The following is a 16,271-nucleotide window of genomic DNA, read 5'->3' as shown; positions in this document are numbered from 1 at the left end:
TTATACATGGATACGATTTTTGCCTTGGCGTCCGCACCGGGGAGGGCAGGCGTATCCGTCATCCGGATTTCGGGACCAGATGCGGTCAGTATCGCATCTGGTCTGATGGAGAGTGTTCCTGAAAAACGCGGTCTGCGGCGGCTGATTGATGCCGACGGTGTTCTCTTGGACGAGGCCTTGGTGCTTCGGTTTGCGCGCGGTCACAGTTTTACCGGCGAAGATGTCATCGAACTTCATTGTCACGGCAGCACCGCAATCATCGCCGCCGTGAACACGCGGCTTGCGTCATTAGGTGGTGTGCCAGCCGGTCCTGGTGATTTTACCCGGCGCGCGCTGGAAAACGGTTGCCTTGACCTCGCGCAGGTCGAAGGGTTGGCCGACCTCATTGATGCGGAGACCGAGGCGCAACGCAAACAGGCCGTACGGGTGTTCAGCGGTGAGCTTGGTCAGCTTGCCGAAGGATGGCGTCAAAAGCTGATCCGCGCTGCCGCATTGATCGAGGCGACGATCGATTTCGTTGACGAGGAGGTGCCTGTCGACGTTTTCCCCGAGGTGAGACAACTCTTGGCGGGGGTCAAATCCGACCTCGAACAGCAGATCGCCGGATCATTTGCAGCCGAGCGTGTGCGTACGGGATTTGAAGTCGCCATAGTCGGACCGCCGAATATCGGGAAATCGACGTTGCTGAACAGGTTGGCAGGCCGGAACGCCGCAATCACATCTGAAATTGCTGGCACGACGCGCGACGTGATCGAAGTCCGGATGGAGATTGCAGGGTTGCCTGTCACGCTGCTTGATACGGCCGGGATCCGCGACACTGACGACATCGTTGAAAAGATGGGTGTCGACCTTGCACGGCAGCGTGCTGAAAATGCAGACTTGAGGGTTTTTCTGTCAGAGGATGGAAAGACGACGCCGTTTCCGCCACATCCGGCGGACCTGGTTTTGGTCGGTAAATCAACTGCCCCAGGTGGCGTTTCAGGTTTGACGGGCGAAGGTGTGTCCGACATGATTTTGCGGATCGGGCAAGAGTTAAGCAGTCGATCAGCTAATGCCGGTTTGGCGATCCGCGAACGCCACCGCAGGCAGATGGTATCCACGCTTAAGCAGCTGAATCACGCAGAGCACCAGATGACACTGGGATTGCCAGTCGACCTGTTGGCCGAAGAATTGCGCGACGCAGTCAGGGCGCTTGACAGCATTGTGGGGAGGGTAGATGTAGAGGACCTCCTTGGCGAAATTTTCTCCAGTTTTTGTATTGGAAAGTAGGATGTTTCACGTGAAACATTTCGATGTCGTTGTGGTCGGTGGTGGTCATGCTGGCTGTGAAGCTGCTCTTGCATCCGCGAGAACGGGCGCTTTGACTGCACTGATTACGATGAAAATGTCTGATATCGGTGTGATGTCATGCAACCCGGCTATTGGTGGACTGGGTAAAGGCCACTTGGTGCGAGAAATCGACGCGCTTGGCGGCGCAATGGGCCGCGCTGCCGATGAATCCGGAATTCAGTTTCGACTGTTGAATCGCACGAAAGGTCCCGCTGTCCAAGGGCCGCGCACGCAATCGGACCGTGTCCTTTATCAGCGAGCCATGCATCGGATCATTACGTCGCAGCAAGGTCTTCAGGTTATTGAAGCTGAGGTCGCGTCATTGATCATGGATGGTGGCCGCGTGGCTGGTGTCACTCTGGCCGATGATAGCAAGGTTTCAGCATCCGCTGTCGTTTTGACCACAGGCACGTTCCTGGGCGGGCTGATTCATATTGGTGACCGGTCATACCCTAGCGGTCGAATGGGCGATGCCGCCTCTATGCGGATGTCCGAACAGTTGCGATCACTTGATCTGCCAATTGGACGACTCAAGACCGGTACGCCGCCCCGACTGAAATCGTCATCCATCAAGTGGGATCAGCTTGAGCAGCAGCATGCGGATGATGATCCGTCGCTCTTTTCATTTCTAAGTGACGAGTTGTCGGTTCAGCAGGTCGCCTGTGGGATCACGCATACCAACGCGGCAACGCACGATATCATTCGCAAGAATATCGGACGTTCTGCCATGTATGGTGGTCACATCGACGGTGTCGGACCACGATATTGCCCGTCGATCGAGGATAAGGTTGTGCGTTTCGCTGAAAAGGACTCGCATCAAATTTTTCTGGAGCCTGAGGGTCTGACGTCCGACGTTGTCTATCCCAATGGCATCAGTACCTCGTTGCCGGAGGAAGTTCAGGCGGACTATGTCCACTCGATTGCTGGGCTTGAAAAGGCAGAAATCCTGCAACCGGGCTATGCGATTGAGTATGATTTTGTTGATCCACAAAGCCTGTCGAGTGCGCTTGCTCTCAAGGCATGCCCAGGCCTGTATCTTGCTGGACAGATCAACGGCACAACTGGATATGAAGAGGCGGCAGCACAAGGGCTGGTCGCGGGCTTGAATGCAGCACGGCAAGCGCGGGGTCTGGATTCCTTTAGTTTCAGCCGCAGTGATTCTTATATCGGTGTCATGATTGATGACCTGATCACCAAAGGCGTCACCGAACCATATCGGATGTTCACGTCACGGGCAGAATTTCGGCTGCTCTTGCGGGCGGACAACGCTGACCGTCGGTTGACGGCTACGGGACGAGAGCTTTCCCTTGTTGATGATCAGCGTTGGGACAGATTCACCAAAAAACTGGATCAGATTGAAATCGCAATGAAACTGCTGCGTTCAGTCAAGGTGCCTGCACGGGCATTGGCGGGGCAGGGTGTTAATGTTGCAGTGGATGGTCCTGCGCGGACTGCGCTTGATGCGCTCGGACTTGCGGACTGCGAATTCGGCAAGGTTCAACCACTGGATAGGTCTTTTCAGCAGATTTCCGAGGCAATCGGTCAACAGGTTCGAAGTGACGCGCTATACGCACCCTATGCGAAACGGCAACAACGCGACATTGATGCTTTGAAGGAAGCTGAAGCGACGATCATTCCGGCTGGTTTCTCTTTTCAGGGGTTGTCCGGTCTCTCCAATGAGCTGAAGTTGAAATTGGCGAAGGCGCAACCGCAAAACCTTCATGAATGTTTGGCATTGGAAGGCATGACACCAGCAGCCATGCTGTTGATCCGTGGTGCCTTGCGAAAGGCTGAGGTACGGCGTGTCAGTTAGATTCGACGCACTTTCATCAGATGTTTCACGTGAAACACTGCTGACCCTCGAGGAGTTCAGCGCACTCTTGCTGAAATGGAACGCCAAGATCAATCTGGTCGCGCGCTCTCAGGTGTCGGATATCTGGACACGTCACGTTCTGGATAGCCTGCAACTGCTGCCTCACATCCCTGACCATTGTGATACCCTGACAGACATCGGCAGTGGCGGCGGATTCCCCGGGATTGTCATTGCGATCGCAGTCAAGCTGCAAAGGCCCAACATGCGTATTCAGCTCGTCGAGAGCGATCAGCGCAAGGCTGCTTTTTTGCGGACAGCCGCACGTACTTTTGACCTCAATGTAGAGGTATTTGCAGAGCGGATTGCCGATACAACAGCTATCAAAGCGCAATGCGTCACTGCCCGTGCCCTTGCACCGTTGACTGATTTGTTGGGATTTGCCACGCAGCTTTTGGAATCGTCAGGCGTCGCTATTTTTCCAAAAGGCCAGTCAGCCCAAGCTGAAGTTGCGACAGCGCGTGAATCGTGGCAATTTTCATGTGATGCCACCGTCAGTCAGACTGACCCGGCTGCGCAAATACTTGTCATAAAGGACATCTCTCGTGCCTGACGCAATTCCCGGCAAAAGCGCCAAGATCATTGCCGTCGCGAACCAAAAAGGCGGGGTCGGCAAGACGACGACGACGATCAATCTTGGTGCAGCCTTGGCAGAAGCTGGACAAAAGGTGCTGTTGATCGACCTTGACCCGCAGGGCAATGCATCCACCGGTCTGGGCGTGTCGCCCTACGCGCGCCAGGTGACGACCTACGATTTCATTTTGGGTGATGCGCTGCCAGATCAGGCAATTCAGGCGACGACGGTTAAAAATCTGTCGATTATTCCCGCGACAACAGACCTGAGTTCCGCTGATATCGAGTTGATTTCAAACGAGAAACGCAGTTTTCTGCTGTTTGATGCGCTGCGCCAGCTGCCGATGGACGCGATGGGCTTTGATTTCGTGCTCATCGATTGCCCGCCGTCACTCAATATCCTGACGGTCAATGCCATGGTTGCTGCGCATTCAGTCATCGTGCCTTTGCAAAGCGAATTTTTCGCACTCGAAGGCTTGTCGCAGCTTATGCTTACCATCCGAGACGTCCGTCAGTCCGCCAACAAGGCGTTGCGGATCGAAGGCGTCGTTTTGACGATGTACGATCGTCGCAACAATCTGTCGCAACAGGTCGAAGCCGATGCGCGCGAAAACCTGGGTGGTCTGGTCTTTGAAACGGTGATTCCGCGAAACGTGCGCCTGAGCGAGGCACCGTCCTTTGCAATGCCTGCCTTGTCCTATGACAGCCAATCCGCCGGAAGCCAGGCCTACCGCGAGCTGGCCGCCGAGGTTTTGTCACAAGCCAAATCGCAACTTAGAAAGGTCAGCTGATGTCCCAACCCCCGAAAACCCGTGGTTTGGGCCGCGGTCTGTCTGCATTGATGGCGGATGTTCAGCCGGCTCAGTCCGATACGGAAAAGTCTGCCCCGCGTCCGGACCTCTATGTCCCAATTGAAAGCGTCCACCCGAATCCTGATCAGCCCCGGCGCACATTTGATGATAACGCGCTCGCGGAACTCTCTGAATCTATTAAGGAAAAAGGCGTCATTCAGCCTCTGATCGTGCGCATTCAACCGGGCACGACAGATCAATACCAGATTGTTGCCGGTGAGCGTCGCTGGCGCGCGTCGCAGATGGCAAACCGTCACGAAATTCCGGTCCTGATCCGTGATTTCAACGATACCGAAGTGCTCGAAATCGCGATTATCGAGAACATCCAGCGTGCCGATCTCAATCCAGTCGACGAGGCAGCAGGTTACCGGCAGTTGATGGACCGGTTCGGCCACACGCAGGAACAGCTTGCCTCAGCCTTGGGCAAAAGCCGCAGCCACATCGCAAATCAGATGCGGCTTCTGTCTTTGCCCGACGATGTTCTGGACTGGCTCGGGTCTGGCAAATTGACGGCTGGCCATGCACGGACATTGGTCGGTCATCCCAAGGCGACGGAACTTGCGCGGCAAATCATCACCAAGGGGTTGTCGGTCCGGGATGCAGAACGGCTGAGCAAGAAATCGGACACCGATGAAAAGGCCGCGCGGCCACGTCAGAAATCGCGCAAGGACGCCGATACTGTCGCACTTGAACGGGAACTGTCGGCAGCCATAAACATGCAGGTCAATATTGATCAGGATGCCGGGCAGGAAAGCGGTAAGATGACGATCCGCTACCGCGATCTGAACCAGTTGGATGATCTCATGCGGCAGCTCGCGGGCAGTTAGTCTGCCAACAATGCGCGCAGGACACCGTTCAATACCGGGCGTCCTGCGGGCGTGACCCGCAACCGTGCAGGGTCTTTTGCAATGAGGTCCAGCGCGGCCAGCTCGCTCTCTTGTGCATTGCCGTTTTGATAGCCAGCGGCGGCCAATCGATCCCGATCCAGGCCCTCTGCCAACCGAAGCCCCATCAACAGCAATTCCGTCAGCGCGTCGGCGCGGCTGATTTGTTCACGAGGATTTTCGCCGTGGCCCTCTCTCTCGACCTGGTTCAGCCAGGCTCCGGGGGCAAGTGGTGTCGCCGTGCCCCATCGGTTACCGTCACGGGTCAGACGGCCCTGCGCACCCGGCCCGATCCCGACATAATCGCCTGACTGCCAATAGATCCGGTTGTGCGTGCTTTCTGCGCCCGGCCGGGCGTGGTTTGACGTTTCATATCCAATGAAACCCGCCGCGGCACAGATCTCTTGCGTTGCGAAATACATGTCTGCGCCCAGATCGTCGTCCGGTAGACCCTTCAGCTGCCCCAGCGCATCGCGCTGTCCGAAAACAGTGCCGTCCTCGATTGTCAGTTGATAAAGAGACAGATGATCGACAGCCATCTCCAGCGCTGTGGTCAGTTCCGCTTTCCACTGGTTCAGGGTCTGGTCCTGCCGGGCATAGATCAGATCAAAGCTGACGCGGTCGAACGTGTCACGGGCGATGTCGAAGGCCTTCATGGCCTCTGCGGCGCTGTGCATACGCCCAAGCTTGCGCAGATCGTGGTCATTCAACGCCTGAACCCCGAGGGACACCCTGTTGACCCCGGCGTCGCGGTAACCACGGAAACGGTCTGCCTCGGTCGAGGTGGGGTTTGCCTCCAGCGTGACTTCGATGTCATTCGCAATGGGCCAGGTCGCGCGGATTTCCCGCATGATCGTATCGACCAGTGACACCGACATCAGGGACGGTGTGCCACCCCCAAAGAAAACGGACTGCAATACGCGGCCCTCGGTTTGTGCACCAAGCCGTCGAATTTCGCTGACATAGGCCCGACCCCAACGATCCTGATCCACGTTCGCGGTGACATGGCTGTTGAAATCGCAATAGGGACATTTTGCCTGGCAGAACGGCCAGTGCAGATACAGCCCGAAACCGCCGTGACGCCAGTCTTCAGGCAAAACAGCCGGCCATCAGTTTTTGAAACGCACCGGCGCGGTGGCTGATGCGGTTCTTTTCCCAGCGGTCCATTTCACCGAAAGTCTGCGCGTATCCATCGGGCAAGAAAATCGGGTCATAGCCATGCCCCTGATCGCCGCGTCCGGGCCAGACAATCCGGCCCTCTATCACACCCTCAAAGACTTCATCATGACCGTCGGGCCACGCCAGGACCAATGTGCAGCAAAACCTTGCGGTTCGCGGCTCTGGTGCATTGATCGCCTCCAGCGCATCATGGGCGCGGCGCATGGCCATCTGGAAATCCCGCCCTTGGGGGGTTTCGGCCCAATCCGCCGTATAGACGCCAGGCTGACCACCCAGCGCATCAATCTGGATACCGCTGTCATCGGCCAGCGCTGGCAGGCCCGTTGCCTTGGCTGCGGCATGGGCCTTGATCCGGGCGTTGCCGATGAAATTATCCTCGGTCTCCTCCGGTTCCGGCAGCCCGTGATCGGCATTGCTGGTCAAGGATACGCCATAGGGGGCCAGCAGGTCGGCGATTTCGTCCCGCTTGCCCGTGTTGTGCGTGGCGATCACCAGTTGTTGTGCGTCAAACCGCCTCAAGCGACAGCCTCCATCTGGATGCGGTGCAGGTCCGTGATCCCGGCCTCGGCCAGGTCCAGCAGCTTGTCCATCTGCCCGCGCGTGAAAGTCGCACCCTCTGCCGACATCTGCACCTCGACCAATTTGCCTGCGGTCATGATAAAGTTTCCGTCAACGCCGGCCTCGGAATCCTCAGGATAATCCAGATCCAGAACCTCTTGCCCCGCGTAGATCCCACAGGAAATCGCGGCAACCGGATCGACCAGCGGATCGGCGGTGATCAGTCCTGCCTTCATCAGATTGTTCACAGCCAGCTTCAGCGCCACCCAGCCGCCCGTGATCGACGCGCAACGGGTTCCGCCATCGGCCTGGATCACATCGCAGTCAATCTGGATCTGGCGTTCGCCCAATGCGACCCGGTCCACACCCGCACGCAAGCTGCGTCCGATAAGCCTTTGAATTTCTTGTGTTCTACCGGATTGACCATTCTTGGCCTCGCGGCGCATCCGGGTATGTGTTGCCCGTGGCAGCATGCCATATTCGGCTGTCACCCAACCCAGACCGGAATTCTTCAGAAATGATGGTACACGTTCATCAACGGTGGCAGTACACAGAACATGCGTGTCACCCATGCGGATCATGCAGCTGCCTTCGGCGTGGCGGGTCACACCTGTTTCGATGGATACGTCACGCATTTGGTGGGTCTCGCGGCCGGATGGGCGCATGGTGTCAGCTCCTTTTGGTTGCGCAAGCGGCATACGCGCCCCATGTGATAAATCCAAGTCCCGTTGACGCGACCCGTCTGTTTGACCAAAGTCCCCATCGCCTGAGACCGGAAAAAAATGACCCAGTCACCACCGCAATTCGACGACTTGAACGCCCGCTCGCGCGAGGTGTTCCGGCGCATCGTCGAGGGCTACCTCGAAACGGGGGCCCCTGTCGGTTCACGGACCCTGACGCGGACCATGACAGAACAGGTCAGCGCGGCCACGATCCGCAACGTGATGAATGATCTGGAATACCTTGGCCTGCTGGGCAGCCCGCATGTCAGTGCAGGTCGGGTGCCCACGCAGGTCGGCCTGCGCATGTTCGTGGATGGCCTGCTCGAGGTGAACGAACTCAACGGGTCTGATCGCGATCTGATCGATCAGACGCTGACGGACCGTGATACCGATGTCGGATCGGTCCTCGATCGCGTCGGATCGGCCCTGTCCGGTGTGACACAGGTCGCAAGTCTGGTGCTGACCCCGAAACACGAGGCCCCGATCAAGCACATCGAATTCGTGTCGCTGTCTGCGACCCGTGCGCTGGTTGTTCTGGTGTTCGCCGATGGTCACGTCGAAAACCGCCTGTTCACGCCGCCTCCGGGACAGACCCCGTCGTCCATGCGCGAGGCTGCCAATTTTCTGAATGCCATCGCCGAGGGCCAGACGCTGTCGACATTGGGTGCCGTGATTGAACGCGAGATCAAGGCCCGCCGGCAGGAAATCGACAGGCTGGCCGCAGAGCTGGTGCAGTCCGGTGCCGTGCTGTGGGAAAACGAAGGCGAATCGAATGAACGGTTGATCGTACGGGGCCGCGGCAACCTGTTGGGCGAGGATACGGGCGACATTGACCGCATCCGCAGCCTGTTCGACGACCTCGAACGCAAACGTGATATCGCCCAGTTCCTCGAGCTGGCGGACCAAGGTGACGGCGTCCGGATCTTTATCGGTTCCGAGAACAAACTTTTTTCGCTTTCGGGTTCCTCTTTGGTCGTTTCACCGTATATGAACGCCGACCGTAAGATCATTGGCGCTGTCGGCGTCATTGGTCCAACGCGACTGAATTACGGGCGCATCGTGCCCATTGTGAACTACACCGCACAGCGTGTCGGACAGATGATCGCCGACCGCTCCTGAAGGAAAAAATATGGCCGACCAAGACGAACCGATGAGCCTGGATGAGCTTGCAGCAGAGGGCGATGAGCTGGACGCGCAAGGTGATGAAACGCTTGCCCGGATCGCTGACATCGAGGCAGAGCGCGACGAATTCCGCGACAAGTGGATGCGCGCGCTGGCAGATGCCGAAAACACCCGCAAACGCGCCGATCGTGATCGTCGTGAGGCCGAAAATTATGGTGGGTCGAAACTGGCCCGCGACCTGCTGCCGGTTTACGACAACCTGCGCCGTGCGCTGAAATCCACCGCCGACACCGACAAGGCCGTGAATGCGGCCCTGCTGGAAGGTGTCGAACTGACCATGCGCGAGCTGATTTCCGTGTTCAAGAAACACGGTATCGACCCGATCACGCCAGAGGTCGGCGACAAATTCGACCCGAATGTGCATCAGGCGATGTTCGAGGCACCTTTGCCCGGCACAAAGGCTGGTGACATCATCGATGTGTCCACCGAAGGTTTCATGTTGCACGACCGACTGCTGCGCCCCGCACAGGTCGGTGTTTCGTCGAACACGGCAGGCTGACGCCTGTTTCGACCCGGCCTGACGGCCGGGCCGACCGACCGGGGGCGTTGCCCCCGGACCCCCGAGTATTTCTGGCAAGATGATGCAGGCGCAGGTCAGTCCGCGTCGGGCGTCAGCATCGTCTTGAGGTCATAGATCAGCGCCAGCGCATCGCGTGCCGTCAGCTCATCAGGTAGAATCGCGCGCAAACGGTCCTCGACCTGCGATGTGGCCTGTGGTGGTGCAGGGGCGGGGGCAGGTGGGGCGGCGGCGAACAACGGCAGGTCGTCGATGACGGCCTTGCGCGCGCCACCACCTTCGCGTTCGCCTTTTTCCAGTGCCTCGAGCACGACCTTGGCGCGGGCGACGACGGCGGGGGGCAAGCCGGCCAGCCGTGCGACCTGAACGCCGTAACTGCGGTCGGCCGTGCCTTTTTTCACCTCGTGCAGAAAGATCACGTCGCCGTCCCATTCCTTGACGCTGACGGTCGCATTATCGACCCCTGCTAGTTTGGCGGACAGGCTGCTCATCTCGTGGTAGTGGGTGGCGAACAGGGCACGGCAGCGGTTGACGTCATGCAGGTGTTCCAGCGTGGCCCATGCGATGGACAGACCGTCATATGTCGCCGTGCCGCGGCCGATTTCGTCCAGGATGACCAGTGCCCGATCGTCAGCCTGATTCAGGATCGCGGCGGTTTCCACCATTTCCACCATGAAGGTCGACCGACCACGGGCCAGATCGTCGGATGCACCGACCCGGCTGAAGATCTGGCTCACGATGCCGATCTGCGCGCTGGCTGCTGGCACGAATGCCCCCATCTGCGCCAATACGGCGATCAGCGCGTTCTGGCGCAGGAATGTCGATTTGCCGGCCATGTTTGGTCCGGTCAGCAGCCAGATCGGCGTATCTGTCAGATTGCAGCCATTGGCCACGAAGGGCTGGCCCGCGCGCATCAGTGCGGCCTCGACCACAGGGTGACGACCGCCCTCGATCGTGAAGGCGCGGCTGTCGTCGATGTCCGGTCTGACCCACGCCTCGCGTCGTGCAAGATGGGCAAGACCTGCCGCAAGATCACATTCTGCCAGCGCGCGAGACAATTGCCCCAGATGCGCCTGTTCGGCAAGAATAGACTCTGAAAGGCTTGCATAGAGCCTTTTTTCGATTTCCAGCGCCTCTGATCCGGCGTTGAGAATGCGGCTCTCGATTTCGTTTAGCGCGACGGTTGTGAAACGGACCTGATTAGCGGTGGTCTGACGGTGGATGAACGTGTCCGACAAGGGGGGTGCCATCATGCGGTCGGCATGGGTGGCGGTCACCTCGATAAAGTACCCAAGCACATTGTTATGCTTTATCTTCAGTGCGTTGATGCCCGTTGTTGCGATGAATTCCGCCTGCATTGCCGCAATGACACTGCGGCCTTCGTCACGCAGTTTGCGCGCTTCGTCCAGATTGGCGTCATAGCCGGGGGCGATAAAACCGCCGTCACGCGCCAAAAGCGGCGGGTCCGCCACAAGGGCTGCATCCAGCAGGGCATGAATTGCATCATGCCCGGTCAGACCTGATTGGGCTTCGGCCAGCAGATTTGGCAGATCTGCCCTGTTCAGTGTCTGTTCAAGCCGCCGGGCGCTTTCGATCGTGTTGCGGATCGCAGCCATGTCGCGGGGGCCGCCACGATCAAGTGCGAGGCGTGACAATGCGCGGTCAAGATCATGGGTCCCGCGCAGATGATCGCGGATATCCTCGGTCAGGGCAGGGTCGTCCACCAGAGCCGCGACCGCGTCCTGACGTGCTGTGATCACGTCCAATCGTCGGGATGGCGCAGACAGGCGCCGTTCCAGCAGACGCGCGCCTGCCGCTGTTACGGTCTGGTCGATGGCATCCAGCAGCGATCCGGTACGACCGCCTGACAGCGCGTGGGTCAGTTCCAGGGACCGGCGTGTTGCAGCGTCGATCTGCATGCTGGCGGCGCGGTTTTCCTGCACCGGCGGGCGTAGCAGCGGAAGCTGTCCCTTTTGCGTGATGTCGAGGTATTCCGTCACCCCTGCGAGGGCTGCCACCTCGGCCCGTGTGAATGCACCGAACGCATCCAGTGACCCGACCCGGAACAGGTCGCACAGGCGTTTGTCACCGCTTGTGCTGTCAAATGCCGCGCGGCCCAGCGTTGTCAGGCTGGCGCCCGCGTCCTCGATCAGGGATCGAAAACTGTCTTCTGTCCCGTCCGCGATCAGCACTTCCTTGGCGGCGAGCCGCGCCAGTTCGGGGGCGAGCGCCACCACCGGGCAGGTCATCACCCGCAGCACACCGGTCGAGATATCGACCCATGCCATCGCGGTGTCGTCGCGCACCTGCGCAATCGCCGCCAGATAGTTGTGCCGCCGGGCGTCCAGCAGGCTGTCCTCGGTCAGCGTGCCGGGGGTGACCAATCGGACCACGTCGCGTTTCACCACGGATTTCGATCCGCGCTTTTTTGCTTCTGCCGGGCTTTCCATCTGTTCGCAGACGGCCACGCGGAACCCCTTGCGGATCAGAGTCAGCAGATAGCTTTCGGCGGAATGCACAGGCACGCCGCACATCGGGATATCGGCCCCGTCGTGTTTGCCGCGTTTCGTCAGGGCAATGTCCAGTGCCGCGGCGGCCTGCACCGCGTCGTCAAAGAACATCTCGTAGAAATCGCCCATCCGGTAGAACAGGATCGCGTCCTGATACTGATGTTTCAGTTCCAGGTATTGCGCCATCATCGGCGTAACTGTGTCGGACATCGAACCCTCGGCGCTGGTAGCGTTAAACCCTAACATTGCGCGCCGGACCATGAAAGCAGCGGTTGAGCCAATTCGCGGGCCTGTCTAACGTGGCCGCCTGACCGGAGGGGATATTCATGGCCAAAGTAACAAGAGAAGACGCGCTGGCGTTTCACCTGCAACCCACACCGGGCAAATGGGAAATCAATGCAACGGTCCCGATGACCACGCAGCGGGATTTGTCGCTGGCCTATTCTCCGGGTGTGGCCATCCCCTGCGAGGAAATCCACGCCAATCCGGCGTTGGCCTATGATTACACCAACAAGGGCAATCTGGTCGCCGTCATTTCCAACGGCACGGCTGTGCTTGGGCTGGGAAACCTGGGCGCGCTGGCGTCGAAACCGGTGATGGAGGGGAAATCCGTCCTGTTCAAACGGTTCGCCGACGTCAATTCCATCGATCTGGAACTGGATACAGAGGACGCGGATGCGTTCTGCAACGCGGTCCGGCTGATGGGGCCCAGTTTCGGGGGGATCAACCTCGAGGATATCAAGGCGCCGGAATGTTTCATCATCGAGCAGCGGCTGAAAGAGGAAATGGATATCCCTGTTTTCCACGACGATCAGCACGGCACGGCGGTGATTTGTGCCGCCGGTCTGCTGAACGCGCTGCATTTGTCCGGCAAAAAGATCGAGGATGTGCGCATCGTGCTGAACGGTGCGGGGGCGGCGGGGATTGCCTGCCTTGAATTGCTCAAGGCGATGGGCGCGCAGCACAACAACTGCATCATGTGCGACACCAAAGGTGTGATCTATCAGGGCCGGACCGAGGGGATGAACCAGTGGAAATCGGCCCATGCCGCGACCACGGATGCACGGACACTGACAGAAGCCATGAAGGGTGCCGATGTCTTTCTGGGGGTATCGGCCAAGGGTGCCGTGACGCAGGACATGGTCGAAAGCATGGCACCAAACCCGGTGATCTTTGCCATGGCGAACCCCGATCCCGAAATCACCCCAGAAGAGGCGCACGCCGTCCGTGATGATGCGATCGTGGCAACGGGCCGCAGTGATTATCCCAACCAGATCAACAACGTGCTGTGTTTTCCTTATCTGTTCCGCGGCGCGCTGGATATTCACGCCCGTGCGATCAATGACGAGATGAAAATCGCCTGCGCCCATGCGCTTGCGCAAATGGCCCGAGAAGACGTGTCCGACGAGGTGACAGCCGCCTATGGGCGCAAACTGACCTTTGGTCGCGATTATATCATCCCCACGCCATTCGATCCGCGGCTGATCAGTCGCATCCCCCCGGCGGTTGCGAAGGCCGGCATGGATACCGGTGTTGCACGCCGTCCGATCATCGACATGGACAGCTACGTCGCGACGCTGACGGCACGGATGGACCCCACGGCGAACATTCTGCGCGGGCTCTATGCGCGCGCACGCAGTGCCCGATCGACGCTGGTCTTTGCCGAAGGCGACGACCCGCGCGTCATCCGTGCGGCCATCGCCTATCAGCGGCAGGGCCTAGGCCGTGCGCTGGTGGTGGGGCGGACCCGCGATGTCGAAGCGCTGTTGCGCGCCGAAAAACTGGATGACGCGATTGGCGAGCTGACGATCGTCAATGCGGCCAACACGGAACATCTGGAAACCTACAAATCGTTTCTCTACGCCCGCCTGCAACGTCAGGGCCATGACCGTCAGGACGTGCACCGGCTGGCCGCGCGTGACCGGCATGTCTTTGCCGCGCTGATGCTGGCGCATGGTCATGCCGACGGGATGGTGACTGGGGCCACGCGCAAATCCGCGCAGGTGCTGGAACTGATCGGCCATGTCTTTGACGCGAAACCGCAGGATGGTGCTGTCGGCGTGACGGCCCTGCTGAACCGGGGCCGCATTGTACTGATTGCCGATACGCTGGTGCAGGAATGGCCGAACGAAGAAGATCTGGCCGATATCGCGACCCGTGCCGCGCAGGTCGCGCGCGGCTTTGGTCTGGAACCGCGTGTCGCGTTCTGCAGCTTTTCGACCTTTGGCTACCCGAAATCGGAACGCGCGGACAAGATGCACCGCGCCCCCGAGGTGCTGGACCGTCGCGGTGTCGATTTCGAATACGAAGGCGAAATGACGGTGGATGTGGCGCTGAACCCGCTTGCGGCAGCGGCCTATCCGTTCAGTCGCCTGACGGGTCCTGCCAATGTGCTGGTGGTGCCCGCGCGGCATTCCGCCTCGATCAGCGTCAAGCTGATGCAAGAAATGGGTGGCGCGACAGTCATCGGCCCGATCCTGTCGGGGGTTGGAAAACCCGTTCAGATCTGTTCCACCGTATCCTCGGTCAATGACATTTTGAACATGGCGGTGATCGCCGCCGGAAAGATTGCCTGACATGGCTATTTGGAACCTGGGATCAATCAACGCGGATCACGTCTATGCGGTGCCGCATATCCCGCAGGCGGGCGAAACACTGTCGGCCACCGATCACGCGTTGTTTCTCGGCGGCAAGGGCACGAACATGTCTGTCGCCGGTGCCCGCGCAGGCGCCACCGTGCATCACATCGGTGCTGTGGGTGACGATGGTGAATGGTGCGTCGACAGGCTGATGGAATACGGGGTCGACACGCGGTTCATTGCGCGGGTCGATGCGGATACCACGCAGGCGCTGATTGTTGTCGATCTTCAGGGTGAAAACATGATCGTCCTGTCCCCCGGTGCCAACGAGGTCATTCCGCAGTCCATCCTGCAAGAAGCCCTGTCCGAGGCGGAAACAGGCGACTGGCTGCTGATCCAGAACGAAACCAACCTGCAACGCACCGCCGCCGAACTGGGGCGCAAGATGGGGTTGCGCATCGCTTATGCGGCCGCACCCTTTGATGCGGACCGCGTGCAGGCGGTTCTGCCGGCGCTGGATCTGTTGTTTCTGAACGCGGTCGAGGCGCAGCAGCTACAGGATGTGACGGGCCTGACGCCGGATGCGCTGGGCGTGGCCGACGTGATCGTTACCCTGGGGGCGGACGGGGCCGATTGGTACAGTCGCGCGGGCAAACAGCATTTTGACGCGATCCCGGTCGATCCGGTCGATACCACCGGGGCCGGCGACACGTTTACCGGCTACACACTGGCCGGACTGGATCGCGGGCAGCCCATGGCGCAGGCGATCGGTGTCGCGATGCGGGCCGGTGCGCTGATGGTGCAACGCCACGGCACCGCGGACGTGATCCCGGACCTCAAGGAGGTCCAGGATATGATGCTTGACGGCAGCTAGTGGACAAAGGGCGCATCCGCGCCCCAGATCTGCGCCACGCGCGCATCGCGGCCGCAGCCCCGGCGATAATATTCATAGGCTCCCATCTTGGTTTTCACGCCGCCGCGCGTGATCTTGAGGCCTTCGCTCTTGTAGTAGTCCTGATGATAGGCCTCGGCGCGATAAAACGTGCTGGCGGGCAGAACAGGCGTGACGATCTGTCGGTGCAACTGGCGCTGGGCTGCGTTGATCGCTGCCGTCGCCTCGTTCGCCTGTTGCTGGTTCAGCGCAAATATGGCGCTGCGATAGCTGTCGCCACGGTCGCAGAATTGCCCACCGGCATCCAGCGGGTCGATGCTGCGCAAGAACAGGTCGATGATTTCGCGGTAGCTGATCACATTCGGGTCGAACGGGATGAATACCGCCTCGTAGTGGCCGGTCCCGCCACGTACGACAGCATTATAGGTCGGGTTCGCCGTCGTGCCGCCGGTGTAGCCTGACACGACATCACCGACACCGCGCACCTTTTCGAAATCAGCCTCGACACACCAGAAACAGCCACCGGCAACGATGGCGGTATGCGTCGCCTGCGCCTGTGCCCCGGTCGTCAGACCCAGTGCACAGATCACGGCGGTGATCAGACGTTTGAACATTACTTTCCCCC

Annotated in this window: 14 protein-coding genes; 9 read left to right on the top strand and 5 right to left on the bottom strand. The window is 59.4% G+C overall.

Annotated features, from left to right (window positions below):
* Positions 1-6: 6 nt before the first annotated feature.
* From mnmE to AN189_RS01405, 5 genes are read left to right on the top strand one after another with little or no spacing between them, the layout of a single operon-like run.
* The gene (mnmE, locus tag AN189_RS01425) at positions 7-1,269 is read left to right on the top strand and encodes a tRNA uridine-5-carboxymethylaminomethyl(34) synthesis GTPase MnmE (RefSeq protein ID WP_056029870.1); all 1,263 of its coding nucleotides are present in this window, start codon (positions 7-9) and stop codon (positions 1,267-1,269) included.
* Between the two features lies 1 nt (position 1,270).
* Positions 1,271-3,142, top strand: coding sequence for a tRNA uridine-5-carboxymethylaminomethyl(34) synthesis enzyme MnmG (gene mnmG, locus AN189_RS01420; protein WP_172794843.1), 1,872 nt, complete (start codon positions 1,271-1,273; stop codon positions 3,140-3,142).
* Complete coding sequence (gene rsmG / locus AN189_RS01415) at positions 3,132-3,752, top strand: 16S rRNA (guanine(527)-N(7))-methyltransferase RsmG (protein ID WP_056030678.1); 621 nt, start codon at positions 3,132-3,134, stop codon at positions 3,750-3,752. The genes mnmG and rsmG overlap by 11 nt, the downstream gene beginning before the upstream one ends.
* Complete coding sequence (locus AN189_RS01410; protein WP_056029867.1) at positions 3,745-4,563, top strand: ParA family protein; 819 nt, start codon at positions 3,745-3,747, stop codon at positions 4,561-4,563. Before rsmG ends, AN189_RS01410 begins: the two co-directional genes overlap by 8 nt.
* Positions 4,563-5,450 (top strand): ParB/RepB/Spo0J family partition protein, encoded by an 888-nt coding sequence (locus AN189_RS01405; protein WP_056029864.1) that lies wholly within the window; start codon positions 4,563-4,565, stop codon positions 5,448-5,450. The genes AN189_RS01410 and AN189_RS01405 overlap by 1 nt, the downstream gene beginning before the upstream one ends.
* On the opposite strand, the gene hemW is transcribed toward AN189_RS01405, so the two are convergent.
* The 3 genes from hemW to rph are packed head-to-tail and all read right to left on the bottom strand — an operon-like array spanning position 5,447 to position 7,909.
* On the bottom strand, positions 5,447-6,604 hold the full coding sequence (gene hemW / locus AN189_RS01400; protein WP_056029861.1) for a radical SAM family heme chaperone HemW: 1,158 nt from the start codon (positions 6,602-6,604) through the stop codon (positions 5,447-5,449). The genes AN189_RS01405 and hemW overlap by 4 nt on opposite strands.
* Positions 6,597-7,205: an RdgB/HAM1 family non-canonical purine NTP pyrophosphatase gene (rdgB, locus tag AN189_RS01395; RefSeq protein WP_056029858.1), complete on the bottom strand. Its 609-nt coding sequence runs from the start codon at positions 7,203-7,205 to the stop codon at positions 6,597-6,599. Before rdgB ends, hemW begins: the two co-directional genes overlap by 8 nt.
* Positions 7,202-7,909 (bottom strand): ribonuclease PH, encoded by a 708-nt coding sequence (rph, locus tag AN189_RS01390; protein ID WP_056030675.1) that lies wholly within the window; start codon positions 7,907-7,909, stop codon positions 7,202-7,204. Before rph ends, rdgB begins: the two co-directional genes overlap by 4 nt.
* Positions 7,910-8,026: 117 nt before the next feature.
* Here rph and hrcA point away from each other — a divergent pair, with 117 nt between their 5' ends.
* Both hrcA and AN189_RS01380 read left to right on the top strand, forming a co-directional pair.
* A complete protein-coding gene (gene hrcA, locus AN189_RS01385; protein ID WP_056029855.1) occupies positions 8,027-9,085 on the top strand; it encodes a heat-inducible transcriptional repressor HrcA in 1,059 nt (352 codons plus the stop codon).
* A gap of 10 nt (positions 9,086-9,095) precedes the next feature.
* Positions 9,096-9,647, top strand: a complete 552-nt coding sequence (locus AN189_RS01380; RefSeq protein ID WP_056029852.1) for a nucleotide exchange factor GrpE — start codon at positions 9,096-9,098, stop codon at positions 9,645-9,647.
* 95 nt (positions 9,648-9,742) lie between these two features.
* On the opposite strand, the gene mutS is transcribed toward AN189_RS01380, so the two are convergent.
* On the bottom strand, positions 9,743-12,385 hold the full coding sequence (mutS, locus tag AN189_RS01375) for a DNA mismatch repair protein MutS (RefSeq protein WP_253279522.1): 2,643 nt from the start codon (positions 12,383-12,385) through the stop codon (positions 9,743-9,745).
* 116 nt (positions 12,386-12,501) lie between these two features.
* Between mutS and AN189_RS01370 the strand changes: the two genes are divergently transcribed.
* Entirely contained in the window at positions 12,502-14,751 is a 2,250-nt protein-coding gene (locus tag AN189_RS01370) for an NADP-dependent malic enzyme (RefSeq protein WP_056029846.1), read from the top strand.
* Between the two features lies 1 nt (position 14,752).
* A complete protein-coding gene (locus AN189_RS01365; RefSeq protein WP_056029843.1) occupies positions 14,753-15,628 on the top strand; it encodes a ribokinase in 876 nt (291 codons plus the stop codon).
* Here AN189_RS01365 and msrA read toward each other — a convergent pair.
* Complete coding sequence (msrA, locus tag AN189_RS01360) at positions 15,625-16,260, bottom strand: peptide-methionine (S)-S-oxide reductase MsrA (RefSeq protein ID WP_056029840.1); 636 nt, start codon at positions 16,258-16,260, stop codon at positions 15,625-15,627. The genes AN189_RS01365 and msrA overlap by 4 nt on opposite strands.
* Positions 16,261-16,271: the final 11 nt, after the last annotated feature.

Origin of the sequence: Loktanella sp. 3ANDIMAR09, from assembly GCF_001420005.1 — a bacterium.
Classification (GTDB): Bacteria; Pseudomonadota; Alphaproteobacteria; order Rhodobacterales; family Rhodobacteraceae; genus Loktanella.
This window is presented reverse-complemented; position numbering and strand designations above follow the sequence as displayed.

What these genes read in the sequence shown, in the direction of transcription:
- mnmE (WP_056029870.1), top strand. Translation starts at nt 7, where the DNA reads ATGGATACGATTTTTGCCTTGGCGTCCGCACCGGGGAGGGCAGGCGTA.
- AN189_RS01370 (WP_056029846.1), top strand. Translation starts at nt 12,502, where the DNA reads ATGGCCAAAGTAACAAGAGAAGACGCGCTGGCGTTTCACCTGCAACCC.
- AN189_RS01405 (WP_056029864.1), top strand. Translation starts at nt 4,563, where the DNA reads ATGTCCCAACCCCCGAAAACCCGTGGTTTGGGCCGCGGTCTGTCTGCA.
- hrcA (WP_056029855.1), top strand. Translation starts at nt 8,027, where the DNA reads ATGACCCAGTCACCACCGCAATTCGACGACTTGAACGCCCGCTCGCGC.
- mutS (WP_253279522.1), bottom strand. Translation starts at nt 12,385, where the DNA reads ATGTCCGACACAGTTACGCCGATGATGGCGCAATACCTGGAACTGAAA.
- rph (WP_056030675.1), bottom strand. Translation starts at nt 7,909, where the DNA reads ATGCGCCCATCCGGCCGCGAGACCCACCAAATGCGTGACGTATCCATC.
- AN189_RS01365 (WP_056029843.1), top strand. Translation starts at nt 14,753, where the DNA reads ATGGCTATTTGGAACCTGGGATCAATCAACGCGGATCACGTCTATGCG.
- mnmG (WP_172794843.1), top strand. Translation starts at nt 1,271, where the DNA reads ATGTTTCACGTGAAACATTTCGATGTCGTTGTGGTCGGTGGTGGTCAT.
- AN189_RS01380 (WP_056029852.1), top strand. Translation starts at nt 9,096, where the DNA reads ATGGCCGACCAAGACGAACCGATGAGCCTGGATGAGCTTGCAGCAGAG.
- msrA (WP_056029840.1), bottom strand. Translation starts at nt 16,260, where the DNA reads ATGTTCAAACGTCTGATCACCGCCGTGATCTGTGCACTGGGTCTGACG.